Below are 24064 nucleotides of genomic sequence, written 5' to 3' on the forward strand. Positions count from 1 at the left end.
GGGGTTGTTGGGGGGGGGGTTTTGGGGGTTTTTTTTGGGGGGGTGTTTTTTTCTCCCCCCCCCCCCCCGGGGGGGGGGGGGGGGGGGGGGGGGGGCCATAAGAAGCTCAAGCGGCGCACCAGGCGCAGCCCCTCACCCAACCCTCTCCCCCAAGGGGGAGAGGGCTAGGAAGTAGGCAGGCTTTCGATCGTCAAATTGCCGTTGGTGTAAACGCAGATATCCGCCGCGACCTGCATCGCCTTGCGCGCGAGCGTCTCGGCATCGGCCTCGTAATCGGCGAGCGCGCGGGCGGCGGCGAGCGCGAAATTGCCGCCTGAGCCGATCGCGGTGATACCCGCCTCGGGCTCCAGCACGTCGCCATTGCCCGTTACGACCAAGGTCACATCCTTGTCGGCGACGATCAGCATCGCCTCCAGATTGCGGAGATATTTGTCGGTCCGCCAATCCTTGGCGAGCTCCACCGCCGCACGAAGCAGCTGCCCGTGATGCTGCTCCAGCTTGCGCTCCAGCCGTTCGAACAGGGTGAAGGCGTCGGCGGTCGCGCCGGCGAAGCCGCCGATCACCGCGCCGTCGCCCAGCCGGCGGACTTTCTTCGCATTGGGCTTCATCACCGTCTGGCCCATCGAGACCTGGCCGTCGCCCGCGATCACCACTTTGCCATTCTTGCGCACGGAAAGGATGGTCGTGCCGTGCCACTTGATCGGATCACTCATGGCCCGCGATGTGGCGCCGCGCGCATTTTATGCAAGTGGTCGCGCCCGCTGGCGCGGGAGGCTGCTTTCGTTTTGGCCCCGCCACGTTAAAAGCCAAAGCCATGACCGAACTCGACGCCTTCATCACCGGCCTGCCCAAGGCCGAGCTTCACCTGCATATCGAGGGTAGCCTGGAGCCAGAGCTGATGGTGGCGCTCGCCCGACGCAACCGGCTCACCCTGCCGTTCGCGAGCGTGGAGGAGGTGCGCGCCGCGTATAACTTCTCCAAGCTGCAGGATTTCCTGGACATTTATTATGCCGGCGCCGACGTGCTACGCACCGCCGAGGATTTTCGCGACCTCGCCACCGCCTATTTCGATCGCGCGGCGGCGGACGGCGTGGTTCACGCCGAAATCTTCTTCGATCCGCAGACCCATACCGATCGCGGCATCCCGATGGCGGAGGTGGTCGAGGGCCTGTTCGCCGGCATGGCCGAGGCCGAAGCGCAGCATGGCCTTACCAGTAAGCTGATCCTCTGCTTCCTGCGCCATCTGGACGAGGATGCGGCCTTCGCGACGCTGAAGGCCGCCGAGCCCTGGCTCGATCGCATCGCCGGCGTCGGGCTCGATTCGTCCGAACTGGGGCACCCGCCGAGCAAATTCGCCCGCGTCTTCGCCCGCGCGGGCGAGATGGGGCTGATGCGCGTCGCCCATGCCGGCGAGGAAGGCCCGGCGGACTATGTGCGCGAGGCGCTCGACCTGCTGCATATCGACCGGCTCGATCACGGCAACCGCAGCCTCGATGATCCCGAACTCGTCGCCCGGCTCGCCGCCGAGCAGATGGTGCTGACGGTGTGCCCGCTCTCCAACGTGAAGCTCTGCGTGGTGGGCGACATCGCCGATCACCCGATCGACGCGATGCTGGCGGCGGGGCTGAAGGCGACGATCAATTCGGACGATCCCGCCTATTTCGGCGGCTATGTCGCGGACAATTACCGCGCGGTCGCCACGGGCCGGGGGCTGGATCGCGCGGCGCTGAAGCAGCTCGCGCGCAACAGCATCACCGGATCGTTCCTGAGCGATGCCGAGCAGGCGCCGCTGCTCGCGAAGCTCGACGCCTATGCCTAAGCTCACGCCCGTTCCCTATGAGGCGTTCGTGGCCGATGTCCGCGAACTTGCGCGCGCGATTCCGGCGAGCGGCTGGACGCCCGATTTCCTGATCGGCATCGGCCGCGGCGGGCTTGCCCCCGCGGTCTATCTCAGCCACGCGACCGGCTGGCCGATGCTCTCGGTCGATTATTCGTCGAACGTGCATGATTTCTCGGGCGCGCCGCTGGTCCGGCTCGCCGAGCGCGCGGCGGCGGGCGAGCGGCTGCTGTTCGTCGACGACATCAACGACAGCGGCGGCACGATCACCCGGCTGCGCGGCGAGCTGGCGGCGGCGGGGGCGCCCAATGGTGCGATCCGCTTCGCGACCTTGCTCGACAATGTCCGTTCCTCGGCGCGCGTGGAGTATGCCGCGCGCCAGCTCGATCGGTCGGTGGTGAAGGACTGGTTCGTCTTCCCGTGGGAAGCGATGGCGCCGACCGAAATCGTGCTGGAGGACGCCGCCGCCGTCCCGGAACGTACCGCCTAGGTCACGCCCGCTCGATCCGCGCCGCGTAGCAGCCGCGCTTGGCATAATGGGCGTGGCAGTAGGCGACGTCATCGCGAGCGAGGAAGCGCTCGATCACCGGCACCAGCGCCGCGCCATCGGCGAGATCGGCGTCGACCATCTCGCCCGCCGCGTCAAACGCGCGCAGCGAGATCGGGCGGACGCGGATCACCTCGGGAAGCGTATCCACCGCGGTGAACGCCTCGGTCGCGCCCTCGCGCACGAAGATCGCGTGGCGCGAGCGATAGGGCGTGTCGGCGCTTTGATGCTCGTAATTGAGCAGCAGCGCGGTTTCGCCGGGCATCAGATCGCGCAGCTCGACGCGGTCGGGGAAGCCGGGATGGGCATCGACCTGATAGCGCCGCACCCCGCGCGCGGCGAGCTCGGCGTCGCTGAGGCCATAGAGCGGGACGAAGGGCGCGGGATCGAGCCCGGTGACACGGAAGGACATGGTGCTTCTCCTGATGGGTGCGCACCACCTACCGCCGGTGCCCCAGCACTCGCGTCCCGGGCGTTGCGTTCAAACTTGGGGAAGCGGCCCCAGCGCCTCGACCAGCACGTCACCGCCCTTGCCGGGGCGCCACAGGACGAGCCCGCCGCGCGCGATCTCCGCGCCGCGCCCGATGCTCGCGATCGCCGCGATCATCGCCCCGCCTGCCCCCAGCGCCGCGTCGGCGAGCGCGACGACCAACGGGTTGGGCGTCGCCCAGGGCGCGAGCGCGCGCAGCTCCTCGGCCAGCGCCTGCCCCGCGCCGGGCCGGGCGCGGCAGGCGAGCGCATAAGCGAGCGCGGTCGAGCGGCTGACGCCGGCGAAGCACGTCACCAGCGCGGGAAGCGGCGCGGCGAGCGCGCGCGCGATCAGCGCCGCATCGGGGGCGACCAGCCCGGGGCGGGATTCAGCGATGTCGTTGAACACCAAATCCACGCCCTGGGCAGGCACCGGGCCACCCGGCGAGCGCGCGCGCAGCCAGCAGGCGGTGCTGGGCGCGGCGCCCGCCGCACTTTCCGGCCCGAAGACGATCACGCGGTGGCGAGCCCGGCGAGCAGCGCCGCCTCAGCGAGCGCCTCGCAACCGCCGAGCACGTCGCCGGTCCAGCCGCCGATCAGCCGGCGGGCGGTCCGCGCGAGCCATAGCACCACAAGCGCCGCGAGCACCGCGCCCGCCCCACCCGCCACGGGACGCAGCAGCAGCAAGGGCGCGAGCCCGATCACCAGCGCCAGCGCCGCCTCCCTCCAGCGTACGCCCTCGGGCGCGGGCTTCAGCTTGGCCTCGGCGGGATCGCGTGCGTAAGCCATCCCCGCCATCACCGGCGCGACCAGCGCGCGCGCGGCGCCCCCCGCCAGCACCAACGCGAGCGCGCCTTCCACGGGCGCCATCCGTGCCAGCACCGCCGCCTTGAAGCTCAGCACCGCCCACAGCGCGAGTGCGCCATAGCTGCCGAGCCGGCTATCCTTCATGATCGCCAGCCGCCGCTCGGGGCTGAGGCCGCCGCCAAGCCCGTCGGCGGTATCGGCCAGCCCGTCCTCGTGAAAGCCGCCCGTCACCAGCAGCCCCGCCGCCAGCGCCGCGATCGCCGCCGGCCAGCCGGGAAGCACCAGGCTCACCCCCCAGAACACCGACCCCGCGAGCGCGCCGACCAGCCAGCCAATCACCGGGAAGAAGGGCACCGCACGGGCGATCCATTGCGGCTGGAAATCGGGCAGCGCGGGGGTCGGCAGCCGCGTCAGGAATTGCAGCGCGACGACGAGGCCCCTCACAGCACCTCCGCGAGCGGCGCGACTTCGGCCAGCAACCGCGCGGCGGCGCGCAGCAGCGGCGCGGCGAGCACGGCGCCAGTCCCCTCGCCTAGCCGTAGCCCGAGATCGAGCAGCGGCGCCGCGCCCAGCTGCGCGAGCAGCAGCGTGTGCCCGCGCTCGGCCGATCGGTGCGCGAAGATCAGCCGCTCGGCGAGCATGGGTTCGAGCCGGATCGCGGCAAGCGCGGCGGCCGAGGCGATGAAGCCATCGACCAACATCACCTTGCCCGCGCGCGCGCCGCCGATGAACGCGCCCGCCATCATCGCGATCTCGCACCCGCCGAACGCGGCGAGCACCGCGCGGGGGTCGCCGGCGTCGCTGCGCGCGGCGGCGCGTTCGAGCGCGGCGGTCTTGCGGGCCAGGCCTTCCGAGTCATGGCCGGCGCCGAGGCCGATGCAATCGTCGAGCGGCGCGGGGAGCAGGCGGTGCATCACCAGCGCCGCGCTCGACGAATTGCCGATGCCCATTTCGCCGAGCGCGAGCACGTCCGCGGCGCGCCCGGCGGCGATTTCGGCGCCCCGGGCGAGCGCGGCATCGACCTCGGCGGGGCTGAGCGCGTCCTCGCGCGCGGCGTTGCGAGTGCCAGGGCGGAGCTTGGCGTCGATCAGGTCGGGGTGCGGCGGCAGATCGGCGGCGACCCCGGCATCCACCACAGTCACCGCCACGTCCGCCGCGCGGGCAAGCGCGTTCACGCTCGCGCGGCCGCTCAGGATCAGGCGCACCATCGCCAGGGTGACGCTGGCAGGATAGGCGGCGACGCCCTCCTCGGTCAGCCCGTGATCGCCGGCGAACACCAGTGCCTCGATCCGCTCGACGCTTGGGGTGAGCGTACCCTGGATCGCGCCAAGCTTCACCGCGAGCGCCTCGAGCGCGCCGAGCGCGCCGGGCGGCTTGGCCTGCGCGTGGAGCTTCGCGCGCAGAGCGGTAACGAGGCTGGGGTCGAACGGCGTCACAACCGTTCCACCAAGTCGATCGCCAGCCCGGTCTCCCCGGCGGAGACACGCGCGCGGATGCCATAAACTTGCGCCAGCCGTTCGGGCGTCAGCACCTCGGCGGGTGTCCCTTCGGCCACCAGCCGCCCCTCATGGAGCAGCAACAGCCGATCGGCGACGCGCGCGGCGAGGGGCAAGTCGTGGAGCGTTAGCAGCACCCCCAGCCCCGCCGCCGCCTGCGCGCGAAACAGCGCGATCGCGTCGAGCTGGCGCCCGGGATCGAGCCCGGCGAGCGGCTCGTCGGCGAGCAGAAAGCGCGGCGCTCCGGCGAGCGCGCGGGCGAGCAGCACCCGCGCCCGCTCGCCGCCCGACAGGCTGGTCGCGTCACGGCGGGCGAACGCGCTCATGCCCACGGTGTCGAGCGCGGCGGCGATGGCGGCCTTGTCCTCGGCGGCGCTGCTCGCCCCACGCCAGGGGAGTCGCCCGAGCCCGACCAGCGTCTCGACGCTTACCGGCCAGGCGATTTCGGGGATTTGCGGCAGGAAGCCCAAAGCGCGGGCACGTTCCGGGGGCCGCCAGCCGGTAATCGGCCGGTCGCCGAGCGTCACCTTACCTCCGTCAGGCGGGCGCAGCCCGGCGAGGCAGGCGAGCAAGGTCGATTTGCCCGCGCCGTTGGGGCCGAGCACGACGCTCACCGCGCCGGGCGCGAACCGCGCGCTGACCCCGGCAAGCACCGGGCGGCCGCCAAGCGCGACCCGTACATCGTCCGCCGCCAGCACGTCGCCCTCCGGCAGCGGCATCATCGCAGCCGCCGCCGGAGCGTCAGCACCAGCGCCAGGAAGAACGGCGCGCCGAGCGCCGACAGCGCGACCCCCAGCCGCACTTCCTCGGCGGTCGGCAGCAGCCGCACCGCCATGTCGGCGGCGAGCATCAGCGCCGCGCCGCCCAAGGCGCTCGGCACCAGCAGCGCGCTCGGGCGCGCCCCGACCAGCGGGCGCAGCAGATGCGGCACGATCAACCCGACAAAACCGATCACGCCGGTCGCCGCAACGCACACCCCGGTCGCGAGGCCGACGCCCACCACCAGCATCAGCCGTGCCCGCCCGAGCCGCGCGCCAAGCGACCGCGCGCCGGCCTCGCCCAGCGTCAACGCATCGAGCGCCGGGGCGGTCGCGAGCACCAACGCCCCGCCCGCCAGCGCCAGCGGCAGTGTGTAACGCAGATCATCCACGCTGCGGTCCTGCAGCGAGCCCATCAGCCATTTGATGATCTCCCCCGATGCCCAGGGATTGGGCGCGAGGCTGAGCGCGAGCGCGATTCCCGCACCCGCGACCGTTTGTAGCACCACGCCCGCGAGCACGAAGGTCACCGTCCCGCCGGTAAGCCCCGCCAGCGCGAGCAGCAGCAGCACGCCCACGCCCGCCCCCCCGATCGCCATCGTCGGCAGCAGCCAGAAGCTGGTGAGGCTGAAGTAAAGCGACAGCACCGCCCCCAAGGACGCCATCGCCGACACGCCGAGCAACCCCGGATCGGCGAGCGGGTTGCGCGTATAGCCCTGCAGCGCCGCCCCCCCCAGCCCCAAGGTCGCGCCGACGATCACCGCGAGCAGCGTCCGGGGCAGCCGGAGCTCGAACAGCAGCACCCCGAGCGTACCCGGCGTGCCCCATAGGCTGAGCGGAATCCACACTCGCCCGACCGAAAGCGACAGCAGACCGAGCAGAAGCACGCCGGTGCCGAGCGCGACAATGGTGGCGGCGGTGCGGCTCATGCCAGCACCTCGCGCCCGCGCGCGAAAGTGGCGACCGCGCGAACCATCGCCGGCCCCGCGCAATAGAGCAGCCGTTCGGGAAAGGTGACGCGCGGCGTGTGCCCGGCGAGCTTGGCGAGCGCGGGATGGGTGAGCACCCGGTCCGCCCAGGGCGCGCGGCCATGTTCGCCCAGGAACAGGATAGCGGGCGGCGCCTGGAGCAAGTCTTCCAGCCGCACCGTGCCCCATTTGCGCACGCCGTAATGCGCGGCGGCGTTGGTGAAGCCGGCGCGTTGGAGCAGCGCATCGGGCAACGTGCCGCCGCCCGCGACGAAGCCATTGGGCTGGAAGATGAGCGCCGGGCGTGGCCGCCAGCCGAGCGGCGCCGAAGCGCAGGCGAGCGCGATCTCGATCCGGCGCCGGAGCTTTGCCCCCGCTCCGGGCTCCCCGACCAGCGCCGCGACCCGCGCGATCTCGGCGAGCGCCGCCTCGATCGTGTCGCACACGTCGAACAGCTCGACCGTAAGCCCGGCCCGCGCCAGCGCCGCCCGTGTCGCGCGATCGGTGTGGCGGCTGGCGAGCACCAGATCGGGCCGCAGCAGCACCACCTCCTCGGCGGTTTCATGCGTGATCGGCAGCCGCGCCGCGCGCTCGGCGATCGTCGAGCCGATCGGATCATGCGAGAAATGGCTCAAGGCGGCGATGCGATCTGGGGTGACCAGTTCGATCAGGATCGCGTCGGTGCAGGGGCTGAGCGAGACGATCCGGCGTGGCGCCACGCGCGCGGCGAGCGCCGGCGCCGCGAGCCATAGCATGGCCGCGCCCGCGATTGTCCTTCGGCTCGGCCCGGTCGCTCCGTTGCCCATAACCCGCCATCGCTCGCCCGCCGGCCGATTCCGGCGGGGCATCGTCACGCGGGATATGTCCCGTATCGGCCCGCGCTTCCCGGCGGGCTGATGGACGATCGGCGCCGGGCAGGTCTCCTGGCTTCGCGGGTCAGCGCCGATGCCGTCGCCTTCCCGGGCCGGGGCCCAGTGGCATGATGACGGCATGGCTCGCCGCTTACAGTTGCGGGTCCAGCCGGGGATTTGCACCCCATTCCCTTTTCACCCCGCGCGAACACGGGGACCAAGCGCACGCAAGGGCTTAGGCGAGCACAGGCGGCGCCGTCAACGCCCGCTCAGGCGAACACCTCGCTCAACCGCGCGCTCGGCATTCCTTCGTGCCGCTGACGGAGCAGGCCGAACAACGTACCGTGGATCGCCGCGACATAGGCGCCGATGAAGGTCTGCACCGTGATCGAGATGACGCTGTTGACCACCTGCGCCGCCGCGCCGCCGCCCGCCGAGCTGAAACTGCCGCGCGCGACCGAGAAGGAGTCGATGCCGAGCAACAGCCCCTGCACCATCGCGAGCACCGCGCCGACGCCGATATAAAGCGCGAAGATCACCAGATAGAGCCCGACCATCCGCCAGCGCAGCCCCCGGGTAAGCGCCGCGCTGCGCCGGATCGCCCCGATCGCCCAGCGCCGTTCGACCGCGCTCGCGCCCGGGGTCGCCGCCCACATCGCGACCAGCCAGATCACCGCGACGACCATCGCCAGCCAGATCAGCGCCACCAGCAGCACGACCGGAGCACCGCCGCCCGCGGTCGCGGCCACCCCAGCACCCAGCACAACAGGGGGCACGAAAAACAACAGCATCACGATTCCGAACAGCAGGATCGACAACAGCAACAGCCGAGGGACAGCGGCGAGACCGCGTCCGAGCGCGGTGCCGAACGACAATTGCTCGCCATCGGCGGCCGCCGCGGCGGTGACGACACCGATGCCCTGCAGGATCAGTTGCGCCACCAGCCCGATCAGGAACAGCACCACGCCGGCGCCGATCACCCCCAGGAACGTCGCCGGATCACTGAGCCCGCTGAAGAAATCGAGAATTTGGCGCCGTCCATAAATTCCTGAGACGCCCGCGCCCGTTACCAGCACCCCTTGCAGCAGGGTCACCGCTAGGGGTGCGCCAAGCATCACCGCCGGGTTCGTTCGGAACAAGCCGGCGCTGCGGCCGATCACCTCGCCGATCGGAACCTGACGATCCGTTTCATAAATCCGCGTCGCCATTACTTGCCCCCTGCGAGTCAGCGCTTTGGTTCGATTTGAAGGCTGCCGCGCCGTGATTTGGCTGTCCAGCCAAAACTGTTGGTTGCGTAGCGATATACGCGCGCTAAGCATGGCACACAGCGAGGGAGTGAGCGTGGCGCGGGCGAGCGAGCAAAGTGGCACGGAACTGGCCGCCGCGCATCAGGCGCTGGTGAGCGACCCCAATGTTCAGTTCCAGCTGCCTCCGATAACCCCGCCGCCCCCGCCGCCCGCCTGGGCGAAAGCGGTAGGCGAGTGGCTCCGCTGGCTCGTCAAACCGCTGGTGCGGCTGTTCCAGTGGCTCGACTCGCTGCTGCCGGCGGGGATCATCGCCCGCTTGCTGTTCTGGGGGCTGATCGCGCTGGTCGTGGGCTTGGCGGTGATGTTGATCGTCCAGCGGTTGCGAACCGGGCAGTGGCGATTGCCACGCCGCGCGCCACGCACCGCGCCGGTGATCGAGGAGGATGGCTGGCAACCCGAGGCGATGCCGGTCCGCCGCTGGCTCGAGGAGGCGGAGGCGCTGGCCGCCGCCGGGCGCTATGCCGAGGCGGCGCACCATCTGCTGCGCCGCTCGATCGACGACATCGCCGCGCGCCGCCCGCAGCTGGTGCAGCCCGCGCTTACCTCGCGCGAGCTGGCCCGCGCCGAGGCGGTGCCGGCGCCGGCGCGCGGCCTGTTCGCCGGGATCGCCGGCCTTGTCGAGCGCAGCCTGTTCGGCGGCCGCGCGGTGAGCGCCGAGGATTGGCGGCAGGCGCGCGACGCCTATGCGCGCTTCACTTTGGGTCAGGCCTGGCAGGGATGAGCGACGTCGCGGTCGGTCGTGCGCGCGAGACGCAGGTGTTTCGCCCGGCGGTGGTCGTGCTGCTGCTGATGATCGGCCTGATCGGCTTCGCGGCGACGCTGGGGCTCGGCGCCTATCTGCCCGAAACACCGCGCTTCGGCGTGGGCGATCGCCACGCCCTGTCCAACGCCGCGACCGGGTTCAGCGGCATCGTCCGCCTCGCCCGCGCGACCGGCGGAGCGCCAATGATGATCCGTGACAAGCGCTTCTGGGGCAATCCCGGGCTGCTGGTCGTCACCCCCGACAGCGGATTGGAGGATTTCAGCGAGATTCTCGGCGAGCGCCCCCGGCAGCCGACGCTGTTCGTGATGACCAAATGGCAGGTCGGACCTGATCGAGATCATCCCGGCTGGGTCCGCCAGGCCGGATTTATCCACCGCGGCGATCCTGAGAGGACGCTCGCGCCGGCGGTGAAGATCCGGGTCGGCCGCTATCGCAGCGGCGGCGCCCCGCTGGTCGCGCATGGCGCGCTGCTCGAAGGGCTGAAATTCACCGCGCCACGGCCGCTGCAGGTGATGGCAGGGCCGCTGCTCGAACCGCTGCTGAGCGACGGCAAGGGCGGCATCGTCCTCGCCCGGGTGAAGGGCACGGAGCAATATCTGCTCGCCGACCCCGATCTGCTCGACAATCGCGGGCTGCGCCGGCTGGAGGATGCGAAGGCCGCGCTCGGTCTGCTCGCGGCGCTGACGCCGGAAGATCGCGGCCTTGGGTTCGATCTCGTGATGAACGGCTTTGGCGCGAAACCCAATGTGCTGCGCCTCGCCTTCGAGCCGCCTTTCCTGGCGGTAACGGCGGCGGTACTCGCGGCGCTGCTGCTTGCCGGCTGGCAGGCGTTCGCGCGGTTCGGGCCGGCCGTTCCCCGCGCGCGCGCGATCGCGTTCGGCAAGGCGGCTTTGGTGGACAATGCCGCCGCGCTCGTCCGCCGCGCCCGCGCCGAACGTCGGCTCGGCGCGCGCTATGCGACGTTGCTGCGCGAGCTTGCCGCACGGCGGCTGGCGGCGCCCGCGCGGCTGCGCGGCGCGGCGCTCGACGCCTATCTCGACGCGCAGGGCGGCGCCAAGTTCAGCCCGCTCGCCGCCGCGCTTTCGGAAGCGAACGACCGCGATACACTCAGCATCCGGGCACGAGCGCTGCACAATTGGTTCGAGGAGAAAATCGGGTGACGGTGGACGAAGTCAGCACGCTCGCGGAGACGATCCGGCGCGAAGTGGCGAAGGCGGTGGTGGGGCAGGACGAAACGCTCGCACTGATGCTCGTCGCGCTGTTCGCCGGCGGCCATATCCTGCTCGAAGGCCCGCCGGGCACCGCCAAGACGTTGCTCGCCCAAAGCTTCGCGCGCGCGGTGGGGCTCGATTACGGGCGCATCCAGTTCACCCCCGATCTGATGCCCGGCGACATCATCGGCGCCAATCTGTTCAACTTCCAGACGAGCAGCTTCACCCTGACGCGCGGGCCGATCTTCACTGAATTGCTGCTCGCTGACGAGATCAACCGCACCCCGCCCAAAACCCAGGCGGCGTTGCTCGAGGCGATGCAGGAACGCCAGGTGACGATCGACGGCGAAAGCCTGGCGCTCAGCCCGCGCTTCATGGTGGTCGCGACGCAGAATCCGATCGAGCAGCAGGGCGTCTATCCGCTGCCCGAGGCGCAGCTCGATCGTTTCCTGTTCAAGCAGCGCGTCGATTACCCCTCGGCCGATGAGGAGCGCCGGATCATCGCCGCGCATGGCGCGCGCACGGCGGCGATGGACCCCGCCGAGTGGGGCGTCGAACGCTGCGCCGACGCGGGCGCGATCGAAGCGGCGCTGGCCACCGTCAGCGCGGTGCGGCTGGTTGACGAGGTGATCGACTATATCGTCGCGCTGGTGCGGGCGACGCGCACTTCCGGCGAGATCGAAAGCGGCGCGAGCCCCCGCGCGGGCGCGATGCTGGCCGGCGCGGCCCGCGCCCGCGCCGCGCTCGACGGGCGCGATTTCGTGATCCCCGACGATGTAAAGGCACTCGCCCCCGCCCTGCTGCGCCACCGGCTGATCCTGTCGCCGGCGGCCGAGATCAGCGGGCGTTCGATCGAGGAAGCGGTCGCGGCGATCATCGCCCAGATCGAGGTGCCGCGTTGATCTATCCCGCGCGCGCGGCGATTCTGGCGGCGAGCCTTGGCGCGCCCGCCGCGCTGCTGCTCGCGGTGATCGCGCCGACGCGCTGGCAATTGGCGCTGTTCTGGCCGCTCGCGGTATTGCTGCTCGTCGCCGCCGACGCGCTGCTGGGCGCGGCGCGCGCGCGGTTGGCGCTCGACTGGCCGAGCACACTGCCAATCGGCGTCGCGACCGATGCCTGGCTGACGTTGCGCCTGCAGGGCGGGCTGGCGCGACGCGCCGAACTGGCGCTGGGGGTGAGCGGCGCGCCTGACTTTCCCGAGGACAACCGGGTGCGCGTGGCGCTCGATGGTGGCGCGGTGCGGGTCGCGCTGCCGGTGGTGCCGCGCCGGCGCGGGCTGCTGATCGCCGAGCGATTATGGGCGCGCTGGACCGGGCCGCTCGGCCTCGCCTGGCATCAGCGTGTCGTTAAACCGGGCGCCACCGCGCGCGTGCTGCCGGATCTGGGCGGGGTGCGGACCCAGGCGGCGCAGATTTTCCAGCGCCACGCCTTCCAGGGCCTGCTCGCCCAGATCGACCGGGGCGACGGGCAGGAGTTCGACACGCTGGTCGATTTCCATCCCGGCATGGACCGCCGGCGGATCGACTGGAAACATTCGGCGCGCCACGTGAAGCTCCACGCCAAGGAATATCGCGCCGAGCGCAACAGCCAGATCCTGTTCGTCGTCGATTGCGGCCGGCAGATGAGCGAGCCGGTCGCCGGCCTGCCGCGGATCGACCGCGCGGTGCAGGCCAGCCTGCTCACCGCCTGGGTCGCGCTCAAGCTGGGCGACCGCGTCGCGATCGAGGCGTTCGACGCGCGGCCGCGGCTGGCGAGCGGCTTCGTGTCCGGCGCCGGTGCCTTCGCCGAATTGCAGCACGTCGCCGCCGAGATCGATTACAGCGCCGCCGAAAGCAACTACACCTTCGCGCTCACCGCCTTGGCCAAGCGGCTTACCCGGCGTTCGATGATCGTGCTGTTCACCGAATTCACCGATCCTGCCGCTGCTGATTTCCTGGTCCGCGCCGTCGCGCGCCTCGCCGAGGCCCATCTGCTGCTGGTGGTGGTGCTGCGCGAGGAGGAACTGGAGTCGATCGCCGCGCGCGCTCCCGAAACCGCCGAGGATGTGACCCGGGCGGTGACCGCCGGCGCGCTATTGCGCGATCGCCAGCTCGTCATCACCCGGTTGCAGCGTCTGGGGGTGCGCGTGATCGAAAGCGAGCATGATCGGGTGGGCGAGCGGCTGGTTGCCGGCTATGCCGATCTGAAGCGACGGAATCTGCTATGAGCACGCACGCGGCGGGCGCCGGCCCGGTTCTCGTCAACGCGACCCGTTTCCGCGCGGCGCATCAGGCCGATTGGGAGCGGCTCGACGCGCTGCTCGCCCAGCTCGAGCGCGGCAAGGTGACCGCGCTCTCGGCGGAAGATCTGCTCGCGCTGCCCCAGCTTTACCGCGCGACGCTGTCGTCGCTGTCGGTCGCGCGCGAAACCTCGCTCGATCGCGCGCTAGTCGCTTATCTGGAGCAATTGTCGCGCCGCGCCTATTTCCAGCTCTACGGCGTGCCGGTGTCGTTCACCGCCCAGCTGCGCGACTTTTTCGCGCGCGCCTGGCCCCGAGCAGTGCAGAGCGTGTGGCGCGAAACTCTGATCGCGTTCGTGCTGTTCGCGGTGAGCGCGGTGCTCGGCTATGTGCTGATCCGCCAGGACCCGAGCCTGTACGGCGCGATCATCGATCCGCAGATGGCGGGCGGGCGCGTCCCCGGCGCGAGCGCCGCGACGCTGCGCGAGACGCTCTACGATGTGCCAAAGGGCGATCGCGAAGGCCTGCTCGCCACCTTCGCCACTTTCCTTTTCACGCACAACGCCCAGGTTTCGATCCTGTGCTTCGCGCTCGGCTTCGCGTTCGGGGTGCCGACGGTGATGCTGCTGATCTTCAACGGGCTGATGATGGGGGCGCTGTTCGCGGTGTTCGTACCGGCGGGGCTCGGCCCCAATCTCGCCGCGTGGCTGTCGATCCACGGCACGACCGAGATTTTCGCGATCCTGCTAAGCTCCGCCGCGGGCTTGCGCATCGGCACCGCGCTCGCTTTTCCCGGGCGGCAGGGTCGGCTGGAGGCGGCGGTGACCCAGGGACGGCTCGCCGCGACGGTGATGGGCGGCACGGTGGTGATGCTCGCGGTCGCTGGGGTGCTGGAGGGCATCGGGCGGCAAAGCGTGCAGGGCGACGGCGCCCGCGCGCTGATCGGGCTGGCCATGCTGGTGCTGTGGCTGGGCTATTTCTATTGGCCACGCGGGGGCCGCGATGGCGCCGCCTAAACGCGCCGCGCCCGATCCCCGGCGCAGCTTCGTCACCCCCGAGGGTGTCGACCTGCAACTGCGGCTGGCGAGCGCGAGCGCGCGCGCCGGCGCCTTCATGATCGACGCCGCGCTGATCCTCGCGACGCTGATCCTGTTCACCCTGCTGATCGCGTTCATCCTGGATGGGGCACGGGCGCAGATCGGCGCGATCTTCGAGATTTTGTGGCTGGTCGTATCGTTCGTGCTGCGCAACGGCTGGTTCGTGCTGTTCGAAATGGGCGGGCGTGGCGCCACCCCCGGCAAGCGCGCGCTCGGCCTGCGCGTCGTCGCGCGCGACGGGGCGCGGCTTACCGGCGGCGCGGTGATCGCGCGCAACGCGATGCGCGAGATCGAGCTGTTCCTGCCACTGTCCTTCGCGGTCGGGCAGAGTTTCGATAGCAACGGCGATGCCGGCTTCGCGATCGCCGCCCTGCTGTGGAGCGGCATCTTCTTGTTCTTCCCGCTGTTCAATCGCGACCGGCTGCGCGTCGGCGATCTGCTCGCGGGCACCTGGGTGGTGGAAGCGGAGCGGCGCGCGCTCGCCACCGATCTGGCGGTGCAGCAGCCGGCGCGGCGCTTTTCCGAGAGCGCGCTCGCGCTTTACGGCGAATATGAGCTGCAGACGCTGGAGGAAGTGCTCCGGGCCGGGCGGCGCGACGCCATCACCGTGGTCGCGGCGACCATCCGCGCCAAGGCGGCGCTCCCCGATGACGGCGACGACGAGGGCTTCCTGCGCGACTATTATGCGGCGCTATGCGCGCGGCTGGAGGCGGGGCTGCTGGTCGGGCAGCGGCGGGCCGACAAATTCGGCTAGGCAATTCGGCTAAGCGTTGCCGAGAAGCGGGTGGCCGCCGGCGAAAGGGAGGGACACCGGCGGCCATAAAGTCAGCCAAGCTGGCGGCACGGATGACATGATCCGATACCACAACCGCAACTGCTCAAGGTAAAAAAAGCACGCCCAACCTTGGCGCACCCGCAAGAAATGGGAAGTTGCCAAGAATTTACAAGAAGCCTACTTGCCGCCCGCGTCGACCAAAGCCGGCAAGGGCGGGTGCAGGCGCAGGCGTTGCACGCGCTTGCCATCGGCCGCGACGATCTCGATCCGCCAGCCACTCGGATGACCGAGTACCGCGCCCGCCGCCGGCACTTGGCCCGCGAGCAAGGCCGCGAGACCACCGATCGTGTCGATATCCTCCTCGGCGACGCCCAGCCGCGGATCGACCACGGCGGCGACTTCCTCCAGTTCGGCGCGGGCGTCGGCCTCCCACCCACCATCGTCGATCGGTACGAGCAGCGCCTGGGGCGCCTCGTCATGCTCGTCCTCGATATGGCCGACGATTTCCTCGATCAGATCCTCGATGGTGACGAGGCCCTCGGTGCCGAAATACTCGTCGAGCACGATCGCCAGATGCACGCGCTTCTGCCGCATGTCCGCCAGCAGATCGAGCGCCCCGCGCGACATCGGCACGAACAGCGGCTCGCGGATCAGCCCGGCGATGCTCGCCGGATGCTCGGCGCCGGTCGCCAGGATCGCGAACACGTCCTTGATATGAACCATGCCGATGATCGTATCGAGCTTTTCGCGGTACACCGGCAGCCGGCTGTGCCCGGCTTCCGCGAACAGCTTCACCAGCTCGGCGAAGCTGGTGCCCTCCTCCACCGCGATGATATCGGCGCGCGGCACGCCGATGTCGCCCGCGTCGCGCTCGCCGAAATGGAGCAGGTTGCGCACCATCTGGCGTTCCAGCGGCGAAAGATCGCCCTTGGCATCGGGCGCGGGATCGTCCTCATGCGCGTCGATCACTTCCTCGATCTGCGCGCGCAGCGAATCGTCATGCGGTTCGCCGAAGATCCAGGCGCGGAAACTGCGCCACAAGCCGCCGTCGGGAGAGGCGGCGTCGGTACTTTGGCCGTCGGGCATTAGCGGGTGTCAGTCCTCATAAGGGTTATGCAAGCCAAGCCCTTGTAGCACATCACGCTCGATCCGCTCCATGGCTTCGGCTTCCTCATCCTCGAGATGATCATGGCCCAGCAGATGGAGCGTGCCGTGAACGATCAGATGCGTCGCATGATCCGCGAGCGAAATGCCGCGCTCGGCCGCTTCGCGCGCGCAGGTTTCATGCGCGAGGACGATGTCGCCGAGCAGGATTTCACCTTGCATTTCATCAAGTTGGGCAAGCTCGTCGACGTCGAGCATCGGGAAGGAGAGCACGTTGGTCGGCTTGTCCTTTCCCCGATAGTCGCGGTTGAGCGCCCGCACCTCCGCATCGCTGGTGAGGCGGATGGAGAGTTCGACTGGGAATGTCGGCGCGTCTAGCCGCGTGGCTTGCTGCGACGCCGCGAACGCCGCTCGCGCCGCGCGCGCAGCAAGCGCTTCCCAAGGCTGAGCTTCTGGCCAGGGCGCTTCTGGCAGGACATCTATGGCGAGGGTCACTTAAGATCCGTATGAGCGAAGTCACTGCCCGTATAGAGCATCTGGGCGACATTTCCGCGCTGGCAAGCATCATCGAAACAAACGCTGAACTTCCGCTGTGAGGAATGACCGGAGCGTTCGCTTTGGCAAGACCCACCACGGATCGACACGTCCAATGCCGCCCCGCCGACCACCATCATCTCCGCACCATAGCAGCTATTCGCCGCCCTCATAAGCATCCACGATCCGTCCGACAATCGGATGGCGGACCACGTCGCCGGCGGTGAAGCGGCAGACGCTCAGCCCCTCGATCCCCTCCAGCCGCTCGACCGCGTCGTTCAGGCCCGAGGCGCGGGTGCCGCCCGGCAGGTCGGTCTGGTTCGGGTCGCCGCACACCACCATCCGGCTGTTCTGGCCGAAGCGCGTCAAGAACATCTTCATCTGCGCGGGCGTGGTGTTCTGCGCCTCGTCAAGGATCACGAAGGCATCGGCCAGCGTGCGCCCGCGCATGAAAGCGATCGGCGCGATCTCGATCTCGCCCGACGCGATCCGCCGCTCGACCTGCTCGGCGGGCAGACAGTCGTTCAGCGCGTCGTAGAGCGGGCGCAGATAGGGATCGACCTTCTCCTTCATGTCGCCGGGCAGGAAGCCCAGTCGCTCGCCCGCCTCGACCGCCGGGCGGGAGAGGATCAGGCGCTGCACGCTGCCAGTGATCAGCTGCGCCACCGCCTGCGCCACCGCGATATAGGTCTTGCCCGTGCCAGCGGGGCCGAGCGCGAAGATGATGTCGTGGCGCGTCAGCTCGCGCATATAATGCGCCTGCGCTGGCGTGCGCGGGACGATCGTCTTCTTGCGGGTGCGGATCATCACCGTCGGCGGGCTTTCCGCCTCTGCCGAGATGATCCCGTCGAGCGTGGGTTCGGCGGCCATCGCGATCTCCGCGTCGATCAGCCCGGCATCGACCGCCTCGCCGCGCATGATCCGGCGGTAGAGGCCCGAGAGCACATCCCGCGCGGCCGCCACCGCCTCGGCCGAGCCTTCGAGCCCCACCCGATTGCCGCGCGCGGTGATGTACACCCCAAGGCGGTTCTCGATCAGCAACAGGTTTTGGTCGAACTGGCCGAACAGCTCGGCCATCAATTGCGGGCGATCGAAGCTGAGTTCGGCGCGGCTGCGCTCACTCGGGGCTTTGGGCGTGGGCTTGCGGCTCATGCGGCTCCTGCGGTCGCCGGGCGGTGGCGCCCGGTGGCGACGAATGTGGCAGAGCAGCCGAAGCGGGGGAAGCCTCAACCGGCACTTTATCGGCCGGCATCCGCGCGATTCTATGCCTCGGCGGCTTCCTCGCCCGCGCCTGCCGCCGGCCGCTCGAACCAGGCCTCAACCGGGCCGGAGAGCTTGATCGTCAAGGGGCGGCCATGACGGTCGGTCTTCTTACCGAGCGCGACGCGAATCCACCCTTCCGACAGGCAATATTCCTCGACATCGCGCCGCTGGGCGCCCTTGAAGCGGATGCCGACGCCACGTTCGAGCGCGGCTTGATCGAAAAAGGGGCTGCGCGGATCGCAGCTGATCCGGTCGGGAACGGTTTCGGTCATGCCGGGCTCTTGGCGCAAAGCCGGCGCGGGCGCAACGCCCTACGCCGGCCCTACGGCCTCAACGGCAAACCTCGACGCGGAGCGGATAGCCCGAATAGGGATCGTAGCGACGCTCGATCCAGCAATGCGGGGCATAACCGTCATAGTAACCCCGTGGCCCGTAATAAGCACGCGGGCCATAATAGCCCCGATCATAATAGCCACGATCGTAATAGTTGTAGCGGGGGCCGTAATAACCATAGCCGCGCGACGGCCCGTAATAGTAGCGGTCCCGGTTGGAGGCGAGCGCCGCGCCCACCGCCAGTCCGGCGATGCCGACCGCGAGCGCCCCGCCCGCGCCGATGCCGCGATCGCGCACGATCACGGTGCGGCCGCGCCCACCATACCAGCGCTGCGCGTCAGCGGGGGTCGCCGCCGTCGCCAGCGTCGCCCCCAGGGTCAGCGCGACCAAGCCCTTCTTCATCCAGCTCTTCATTTGGCCCAACTCCAGCATGTGCCGATTCGCCTTCACGGCATGAGATTGTGCTACCGCGCGCCGGCTGAACGCGGTGGGAATATACCGTTCATCTGGGGTTTAGCTTGGCAAGGTCAAGCGCAACGCGCCGCGTGGTTGCGGCGCCGTGCCAGCTGGGGCTAGAGCAGCGCCATGGCATATTGGCTGATCCGCTCCGAACCCTCCGCCTATAGCTGGGACGAATTCGTCGCCGAAGGGCGCACCGAATGGACCGGGGTTAAGAACGCGACCGCCGCCATACACCTGCGCGCGATGGCGCCGGGCGACGAGGCGATCTTCTATCATTCCAACGAGGGCAAGGAAGCGGTGGGCATCGCTCGCGTGACCCGCGCCTTCCAGCCCGATCCCACCGATCCGAAATGGGTTTCGGTCGAGTTCGAATGCGTGGCCCCCCTCCCCAAGCCGGTGCCGCTCGCGACGATGAAGGCCGAGCCGCGCCTGGCGGAAATGCGCATGATCAAGCAGTCGCGGCTCTCGGTCTCGCCCGTCACCGACGCCGAATGGGCGGTGATCATGGAACTCGCCGGCGCGTGAGCGCCGACCGCCTGCTGTTCGTTTACAACGCCCATGAAGGGCTGGGTCACGCGTTGCTCGATGCGGTGCACAAGATGGTCGCGCCGGCGAGCTACCCCTGCTCGCTGTGCGCGCTCACGTACGGGCCGGTCGCGATGAAGCGTGCGTGGAAAGCATTTCTGGCATCCCTGCCGCAGAGCAAAGCCTTCTATCACCGCGAGGATTTCGCGCGTGCCTATCCAGCGATCGGCGATCTCGCCTTGCCCGCGATCCTGATCGACCGGGGCGCTGGCCCCGCGCTGCTGGTCGCCGCCGCTGAACTCGATCCCCTGCCCGATCTGCCGGCGTTGATCGCCTTGCTCGACGCCCGACTCGGCCGCGCTTGACAGCGGCGCCCCACCGCTTCCACCACCGACGCCGCAACAATGAAGGCGGCAAGCCATGCATAACCGCACCGGCGTCTATCCGGGCACGTTCGATCCGCTGACGCTCGGCCATCTCGACATCATCCGGCGCGGCGCCAAGCTGGTCGATCGGCTGGTGATCGGCGTCACCACCAACCCCAGCAAGACGCCGATGTTCACCCTCGCCGAGCGGATGGCGATGGTTCAGCGCGAGGTCGCGGGACTGGAAGGCGAGATCCACGTCGTCAGTTTCGACTCGCTGCTGATGGACTTCGCCGAGCGCGAGGGCGCGAGCGTGATCGTGCGCGGCCTGCGCGCGGTGACCGATTTCGAATATGAGTTTCAGATGACGGGCATGAACCAGCAGCTCAACAACCGCATCGAAACCATCTTCCTGATGGCCGATGTCGCGCTGCAGCCGATCGCCAGCCGCTGGGTTAAGGAAATCGCCTTCTACGGGGGCGACATTCGCAAGTTCGTCTCGCCGGCGGTCAACGCGGAGGTCGTCGCACGGGTCAATCAACTCGGCCGCAAGGGCAGCTGATCGGCGCCCGCGCCCAATTGGCGCCGCAAATAAACTGCTTTATGGGCGCCAAGCCGAAGCCAGATTGCCATGGGGTTGCAATGCGTTTGATTTTCGGGGCGTTCGCCCTTGCCACCAGCGTTGCCATGGTGGCGCCCGCCACCGCGCAGATCGTTCCCTCGCTGCGCCCCGCGCCCGCCGACCAGAACGACAAGGAAAACCTGCTCTATCTCGATCTGTCGACCGGCGGGCGGGTGACGATCTGGCTGCGCCCCGATGTCGCGCCCAAGGCGGTCGATCGGATCAAGACGCTCACCCGCCAGCATTTCTATGATGGCCTTACCTTCCACCGCGTGATCGACGGCTTCATGGCGCAGACCGGCGATCCCAAGGGCGACGGCACCGGCGGCTCCGACCTGCCGGACCTGCCGTCCGAGTTCAACTATCTGCCGCACACCCGCGGCGCCGTGTCTGCCGCGCGCCAGGGCGCCGCGCCGGACGCCAGCCCAGAGGACAAGAAGAAGGCCGAAGACAGTGCCAACAGCCAGTTCTTCATCGTCTTCGAACCAACACTGAAGCTCGACTTCAAATACACGGTGTTCGGCCGGGTCGTCGACGGGATGCAATATGTCGACGCCATCCAGCGCGGCGAGCCGCCGGCGAACCCGAGCCGCATCCTTCACGCCTATATCGCCGCCGACAATCCGCCGCCCTACAAGGCCGAGGCGCCCGCGCCCGCCGCCAATTCCGCGCTCGGCCCGGCGGTGACCTTGCCCGGAGCGAAGAACTGAGCGAGCGCACGCTCGTCATCGACACCGCCACGGCGGCCTGCTCGGTGGCGCTGATCGCGGATGGGCGGGTGATCGCGGCGGAGCATCGCCGGGTCGGGCGCGGCCATGCCGAACAATTACTGCCGATGATCGCCGCGCTGCCGGATGGTGGCCGCGCCGCTCGCATTCTGGTCGATTGCGGCCCCGGTAGCTTCACCGGCATTCGGGTCGGGCTTGCCGCCGCCCGCGCGCTGGGGCTCGGCTGGGGCGCGACGGTAGCGGGCTATAGCGCGCTGGCGCTGATCGCCGCGCGTGCGTTCGCCGACGCGCCCGCGCTCGCCACGGTTGCCGTGGTGCTGGAAGGGGGGCATGGAGAGGTGTTCATGCAAGCCTTCGCCGCCTCGCCCTTCGCCGCGCTCGCGCCGCTCGCCTCGCGGCTGCCCGAAGACGCGCGCGCGGCGGCGGGAGACATGGCGTTGATCGGCAGCGGCGTGCGCTTGCTTCACCCCGAACGCGCCGAGACGGCGGCCGCGATGATGCTCCCCGTCGCCGCCGATATCGGGTTGCTGCCAGCCGCCTATGCGCAACTTCCCGCGCGCCCGGTCTATGGCCGGCCGCCGGACGCCAAGCCGGCGGCGCGGTGAGCACGCAAGTGATCGAGCTCAGCGGCGGGGGCACCGCCGAGCTGGGCCTGGTCGATCAGCTGATGAAGCGCGCCTTTGATCCCCGTTTTGGGGAGGCGTGGACGCGGCCCCAATGTTTGGGAATGCTAAGCTTGCCGGGCGTTTGGCTGACGATCGCGCGGCTGAACGGCTCAGCCGCTGGCTTCGCGCTTGCCCGAGTAATCGGTGACGAAGCCGAACTTCTGCTGCTCGCGACTTTGCCCGAGGTGCGGCGACTGGGTGTAGGCGGTGCCTTATTGCGCTCGGCGATGGAGGAAGCGCGCTCCAGGGGCGCCAAGCGCCTGTATCTAGAGGTGCGCTCCAACAACGATGCCATCGGTTTTTACGTACGATTGGGATTTCACAAGGTAGGTCAACGTCGTGGCTATTACCGCGGACCGGGCGGTCAATTGTTCGACGCCTTTACCTTGGCGCGCGACGTCGACTGAAACCTTTGCCGTTTACCAAAATTATTGCTTGCATTGCGCGCGCCAAAAACAGATAGCGCTGTCAGTGCCCCTATGTGGGCCAAGGCTTCAGGGACAGAAAGGATAACGATGGAAACCTCGAACGAGTTGCAGGAAACGCTCATCACCTTGACCGCGGATATTGTCGCTGCGCATGTGAGCAACAACAGCGTCGCCGTGTCCGATCTGCCGGTGCTGATCGCGAATGTTCACAACGCGCTGCAGGGTCTTGGCGGTCCCGCGCCCGAGCCCGAGGTGAAGCAGGAACCGGCGGTTTCGATCCGTGCTTCGGTGAAGCCCGACTATATCGTTTGCCTTGAAGACGGCAAAAAGCTGAAGATGCTCAAGCGCCATCTGATGACGCATTATCAGATGACCCCGGAGCAATATCGCGCCAAGTGGAATCTGCCTGCCGATTACCCGATGGTCGCGCCGAATTATGCCGAACAGCGCCGCAGCCTGGCGAAGAAGATCGGCCTGGGCACCAAGCGTCGCCGCTCGCGCTGAACCCTGCCCGATCGCATAAACTGGGGGCCGGCCGATCATTGCGATCGGCCGGCCCTTTTCGCGTCGGGCGCATCGGGCTATCTCCGATGATGATAGGCCAATACAGAAAGAACGCCGGTGCCGCGCAAGATCGATCTGGAAGCGCTTTGTGCCCAAAAGGGGCTGCGCATCACCGAACAGCGCCGGATCATTGCGCGCGTGCTCTCCGACGCGGACGATCATCCCGATGTCGAGCGCGTCTATGAACGCGCCTCGGCGATCGACCCGGGCATTTCGATCGCGACCGTCTATCGCACAGTGCGCCTGTTCGAGGAGGCGGGGATTCTCGATCGCCACGATTTCGGCGATGGTCGCGCGCGCTATGAACCCGCGCCCGAGGCGCATCACGATCATCTGATCGATGTCGAAAGCGGCCGGGTGATCGAATTCGTCGATCCCGAACTGGAACTGCTGCAGAAGCAGATCGCCGAGCGGCTGGGCTTCCGGCTCGTCGACCACCGCATGGAACTCTACGGGGTTTCGCTTGATCGCAAGTCCTGAAGCGGTCTCACCGCGTGACCGTGCCGCCGCGGGCGATCCCCCGGCGGTGAGCGCGATCGGCTGGGCGCGGCTGTGGCTGCGCGCGGCCGGCCTCGCGCTGCTGTTGCTGGTGGTGCTGCCCTTCCATTTGCTGGTGAAGCTGTTCGGCTATGGCTCGCCTTTCCCGCGCCTTTACCTTGGTATCGGCGCGCGCATCTGCGGGGCGCGGGTGCGGGTGCGCGGCACACCGCTGAAGCGCGACGTGTTCTTCATCAGTAACCATGTCAGCTGGATCGACATCATGGCGATCGCCGGCGCGAGCGGCACCGCCTTCGTCGCCAAGGCGGAGATCGGCACCGCGCCCGTCGTCGGCTGGATGGCCAAGCAGAACCGAACCGTGTTCGTCGCGCGCGAGGATCGGCTGGGCGTGGCCGACCAGATCAATCGCCTGCGCGACGCGCTCGCCGAGAATTGGTCGGTAACGGTGTTTCCCGAAGGGACGACCACCGACGGCTATTCGCTGCTCCCCTTCAAGACGCCGATGCTCAAAGTGCTCGAGCCGCCGCCGCCGGGGGTGATGGTGCAGCCGGTGCTGCTCTGGTACGGGCGCTGGGGGCGCGAGATCGGCTGGATCGGCACCGAGAACGGCAAGGACAACGCCGTACGCCTGCTGTCGCGGCCGGGCAGTTTCCGGGTCGAGGTCGAGTTTCTCGAACCATTCCACCCGCGCGATTTTCCGGGGCGCAAGGCGATCGCGGCGGAAAGCCGGCGGCGGATCGAGGAGGCGCTGGCGAAGCGTCTGGGCGGGCCGGTACGGCCCTTCATCGGGCACGACGCGCTCGGCGCGGGCACGCCGGTGCCGGAGGCACCGGCGGGGGTTTTGGCTGCTTCCCGGCGCGACGCCTGACC

The 24064-nt window shown here is 69.1% G+C and carries 31 protein-coding genes and 1 riboswitch; of the genes, 17 read left to right on the forward strand and 14 right to left on the reverse strand.

Translation table 11 applies throughout. The features are described 5' to 3' along the window. Positions 1-164 precede the first annotated feature (164 nt). Positions 165-713 (reverse strand): ATP-dependent protease subunit HslV, encoded by a 549-nt coding sequence (gene hslV, locus K2X73_RS07860; RefSeq protein ID WP_294109718.1) that lies wholly within the window; start codon positions 711-713, stop codon positions 165-167. Positions 714-814: 101 nt separating this feature from the next. Here hslV and K2X73_RS07865 point away from each other — a divergent pair, with 101 nt between their 5' ends. Further along, positions 815-1819 (forward strand): adenosine deaminase, encoded by a 1005-nt coding sequence (locus tag K2X73_RS07865; RefSeq protein ID WP_294109720.1) that lies wholly within the window; start codon positions 815-817, stop codon positions 1817-1819. Further along, positions 1812-2327 (forward strand): phosphoribosyltransferase family protein, encoded by a 516-nt coding sequence (locus K2X73_RS07870; RefSeq protein ID WP_294109722.1) that lies wholly within the window; start codon positions 1812-1814, stop codon positions 2325-2327. Before K2X73_RS07865 ends, K2X73_RS07870 begins: the two co-directional genes overlap by 8 nt. 1 nt (position 2328) lies before the next feature. Here the strand turns inward: K2X73_RS07870 and K2X73_RS07875 are convergent, their stop codons facing one another. The 8 genes from K2X73_RS07875 to K2X73_RS07910 all read right to left on the reverse strand — a co-directional run bounded on the left by K2X73_RS07875 (position 2329) and on the right by K2X73_RS07910 (position 8940). Continuing rightward, positions 2329-2796 (reverse strand): DUF1203 domain-containing protein, encoded by a 468-nt coding sequence (locus tag K2X73_RS07875; RefSeq protein ID WP_294109724.1) that lies wholly within the window; start codon positions 2794-2796, stop codon positions 2329-2331. 69 nt (positions 2797-2865) lie between these two features. Further along, complete coding sequence (locus tag K2X73_RS07880; RefSeq protein WP_294109726.1) at positions 2866-3369, reverse strand: hypothetical protein; 504 nt, start codon at positions 3367-3369, stop codon at positions 2866-2868. After that, positions 3366-4103 carry an adenosylcobinamide-GDP ribazoletransferase gene (cobS, locus tag K2X73_RS07885; RefSeq protein ID WP_294109728.1) on the reverse strand — a complete coding sequence of 246 codons (738 nt, stop codon included), beginning with the start codon at positions 4101-4103 and terminating at the stop codon, positions 3366-3368. Before cobS ends, K2X73_RS07880 begins: the two co-directional genes overlap by 4 nt. After that, positions 4100-5095, reverse strand: a complete 996-nt coding sequence (gene cobT / locus K2X73_RS07890; RefSeq protein ID WP_294109730.1) for a nicotinate-nucleotide--dimethylbenzimidazole phosphoribosyltransferase — start codon at positions 5093-5095, stop codon at positions 4100-4102. Before cobT ends, cobS begins: the two co-directional genes overlap by 4 nt. Beyond that, entirely contained in the window at positions 5092-5877 is a 786-nt protein-coding gene (locus tag K2X73_RS07895; RefSeq protein ID WP_294109732.1) for an ABC transporter ATP-binding protein, read from the reverse strand. The genes cobT and K2X73_RS07895 overlap by 4 nt, the downstream gene beginning before the upstream one ends. Beyond that, positions 5874-6842, reverse strand: coding sequence for an iron ABC transporter permease (locus tag K2X73_RS07900; protein ID WP_294109734.1), 969 nt, complete (start codon positions 6840-6842; stop codon positions 5874-5876). Before K2X73_RS07900 ends, K2X73_RS07895 begins: the two co-directional genes overlap by 4 nt. Then, a complete protein-coding gene (locus tag K2X73_RS07905; protein WP_294109736.1) occupies positions 6839-7636 on the reverse strand; it encodes an ABC transporter substrate-binding protein in 798 nt (265 codons plus the stop codon). Before K2X73_RS07905 ends, K2X73_RS07900 begins: the two co-directional genes overlap by 4 nt. Positions 7637-7776: 140 nt before the next feature. Next, positions 7777-7969: riboswitch (cobalamin riboswitch) on the reverse strand. A gap of 32 nt (positions 7970-8001) precedes the next feature. Beyond that, positions 8002-8940, reverse strand: a complete 939-nt coding sequence (locus K2X73_RS07910; RefSeq protein WP_294109738.1) for a hypothetical protein — start codon at positions 8938-8940, stop codon at positions 8002-8004. Positions 8941-9049: 109 nt separating this feature from the next. Here K2X73_RS07910 and K2X73_RS07915 point away from each other — a divergent pair, with 109 nt between their 5' ends. Genes K2X73_RS07915 through K2X73_RS07940 form a run of 6 tightly spaced genes read left to right on the forward strand, consistent with a single transcriptional unit; the run spans position 9050 to position 15082 of the window. Beyond that, positions 9050-9760 (forward strand): DUF4129 domain-containing protein, encoded by a 711-nt coding sequence (locus tag K2X73_RS07915; protein WP_294109739.1) that lies wholly within the window; start codon positions 9050-9052, stop codon positions 9758-9760. Then, entirely contained in the window at positions 9757-10962 is a 1206-nt protein-coding gene (locus K2X73_RS07920) for a hypothetical protein (protein WP_294109741.1), read from the forward strand. Before K2X73_RS07915 ends, K2X73_RS07920 begins: the two co-directional genes overlap by 4 nt. Beyond that, positions 10959-11915, forward strand: coding sequence for a MoxR family ATPase (locus tag K2X73_RS07925; RefSeq protein WP_294109743.1), 957 nt, complete (start codon positions 10959-10961; stop codon positions 11913-11915). Before K2X73_RS07920 ends, K2X73_RS07925 begins: the two co-directional genes overlap by 4 nt. Then, entirely contained in the window at positions 11912-13219 is a 1308-nt protein-coding gene (locus tag K2X73_RS07930) for a DUF58 domain-containing protein (RefSeq protein WP_294109745.1), read from the forward strand. Before K2X73_RS07925 ends, K2X73_RS07930 begins: the two co-directional genes overlap by 4 nt. After that, a complete protein-coding gene (locus tag K2X73_RS07935) occupies positions 13216-14247 on the forward strand; it encodes a stage II sporulation protein M (protein ID WP_294109747.1) in 1032 nt (343 codons plus the stop codon). The genes K2X73_RS07930 and K2X73_RS07935 overlap by 4 nt, the downstream gene beginning before the upstream one ends. After that, positions 14234-15082 (forward strand): RDD family protein, encoded by an 849-nt coding sequence (locus tag K2X73_RS07940; protein WP_294109749.1) that lies wholly within the window; start codon positions 14234-14236, stop codon positions 15080-15082. The genes K2X73_RS07935 and K2X73_RS07940 overlap by 14 nt, the downstream gene beginning before the upstream one ends. A gap of 198 nt (positions 15083-15280) precedes the next feature. On the opposite strand, the gene K2X73_RS07945 is transcribed toward K2X73_RS07940, so the two are convergent. The 5 genes from K2X73_RS07945 to K2X73_RS07965 form a co-directional block, all read right to left on the reverse strand. Then, a complete protein-coding gene (locus tag K2X73_RS07945) occupies positions 15281-16189 on the reverse strand; it encodes a hemolysin family protein (protein WP_294109751.1) in 909 nt (302 codons plus the stop codon). Positions 16190-16198: 9 nt separating this feature from the next. Further along, complete coding sequence (gene ybeY, locus K2X73_RS07950) at positions 16199-16702, reverse strand: rRNA maturation RNase YbeY (protein WP_294109753.1); 504 nt, start codon at positions 16700-16702, stop codon at positions 16199-16201. 195 nt (positions 16703-16897) lie between these two features. After that, positions 16898-17893 (reverse strand): PhoH family protein, encoded by a 996-nt coding sequence (locus tag K2X73_RS07955; protein ID WP_294109757.1) that lies wholly within the window; start codon positions 17891-17893, stop codon positions 16898-16900. A gap of 110 nt (positions 17894-18003) precedes the next feature. After that, positions 18004-18276, reverse strand: a complete 273-nt coding sequence (locus tag K2X73_RS07960) for a DUF3297 family protein (protein WP_294109759.1) — start codon at positions 18274-18276, stop codon at positions 18004-18006. Between the two features lie 58 nt (positions 18277-18334). Further along, positions 18335-18751, reverse strand: a complete 417-nt coding sequence (locus K2X73_RS07965) for a hypothetical protein (protein WP_294109760.1) — start codon at positions 18749-18751, stop codon at positions 18335-18337. A 171-nt stretch (positions 18752-18922) separates the two neighbouring features. Between K2X73_RS07965 and K2X73_RS07970 the strand changes: the two genes are divergently transcribed. From K2X73_RS07970 to K2X73_RS08010, 9 genes are all read left to right on the forward strand, one after another. Beyond that, a complete protein-coding gene (locus tag K2X73_RS07970; RefSeq protein WP_294109761.1) occupies positions 18923-19324 on the forward strand; it encodes an EVE domain-containing protein in 402 nt (133 codons plus the stop codon). Next, positions 19321-19689: a hypothetical protein gene (locus K2X73_RS07975; protein WP_294109763.1), complete on the forward strand. Its 369-nt coding sequence runs from the start codon at positions 19321-19323 to the stop codon at positions 19687-19689. The genes K2X73_RS07970 and K2X73_RS07975 overlap by 4 nt, the downstream gene beginning before the upstream one ends. A 55-nt stretch (positions 19690-19744) precedes the next feature. Next, positions 19745-20251, forward strand: coding sequence for a pantetheine-phosphate adenylyltransferase (gene coaD, locus K2X73_RS07980; protein WP_294109765.1), 507 nt, complete (start codon positions 19745-19747; stop codon positions 20249-20251). A 125-nt stretch (positions 20252-20376) separates the two neighbouring features. After that, positions 20377-21021, forward strand: a complete 645-nt coding sequence (locus K2X73_RS07985; protein WP_294109817.1) for a peptidylprolyl isomerase — start codon at positions 20377-20379, stop codon at positions 21019-21021. Then, positions 21018-21644: a tRNA (adenosine(37)-N6)-threonylcarbamoyltransferase complex dimerization subunit type 1 TsaB gene (gene tsaB / locus K2X73_RS07990; RefSeq protein WP_294109819.1), complete on the forward strand. Its 627-nt coding sequence runs from the start codon at positions 21018-21020 to the stop codon at positions 21642-21644. The genes K2X73_RS07985 and tsaB overlap by 4 nt, the downstream gene beginning before the upstream one ends. An 8-nt stretch (positions 21645-21652) precedes the next feature. Further along, positions 21653-22111, forward strand: coding sequence for a GNAT family N-acetyltransferase (locus K2X73_RS07995; RefSeq protein ID WP_365980474.1), 459 nt, complete (start codon positions 21653-21655; stop codon positions 22109-22111). Positions 22112-22219: 108 nt separating this feature from the next. Further along, the gene (locus K2X73_RS08000; protein WP_294109769.1) at positions 22220-22636 is read left to right on the forward strand and encodes a MucR family transcriptional regulator; all 417 of its coding nucleotides are present in this window, start codon (positions 22220-22222) and stop codon (positions 22634-22636) included. A gap of 117 nt (positions 22637-22753) precedes the next feature. After that, positions 22754-23176 (forward strand): Fur family transcriptional regulator, encoded by a 423-nt coding sequence (locus tag K2X73_RS08005; protein WP_294109771.1) that lies wholly within the window; start codon positions 22754-22756, stop codon positions 23174-23176. Next, entirely contained in the window at positions 23163-24062 is a 900-nt protein-coding gene (locus K2X73_RS08010) for a 1-acyl-sn-glycerol-3-phosphate acyltransferase (RefSeq protein ID WP_294109821.1), read from the forward strand. Before K2X73_RS08005 ends, K2X73_RS08010 begins: the two co-directional genes overlap by 14 nt. Positions 24063-24064 lie beyond the last annotated feature (2 nt).

This window comes from Sphingomonas sp. (genome assembly GCF_019746665.1).
GTDB lineage: Bacteria > Pseudomonadota > Alphaproteobacteria > Sphingomonadales > Sphingomonadaceae > Sphingomonas.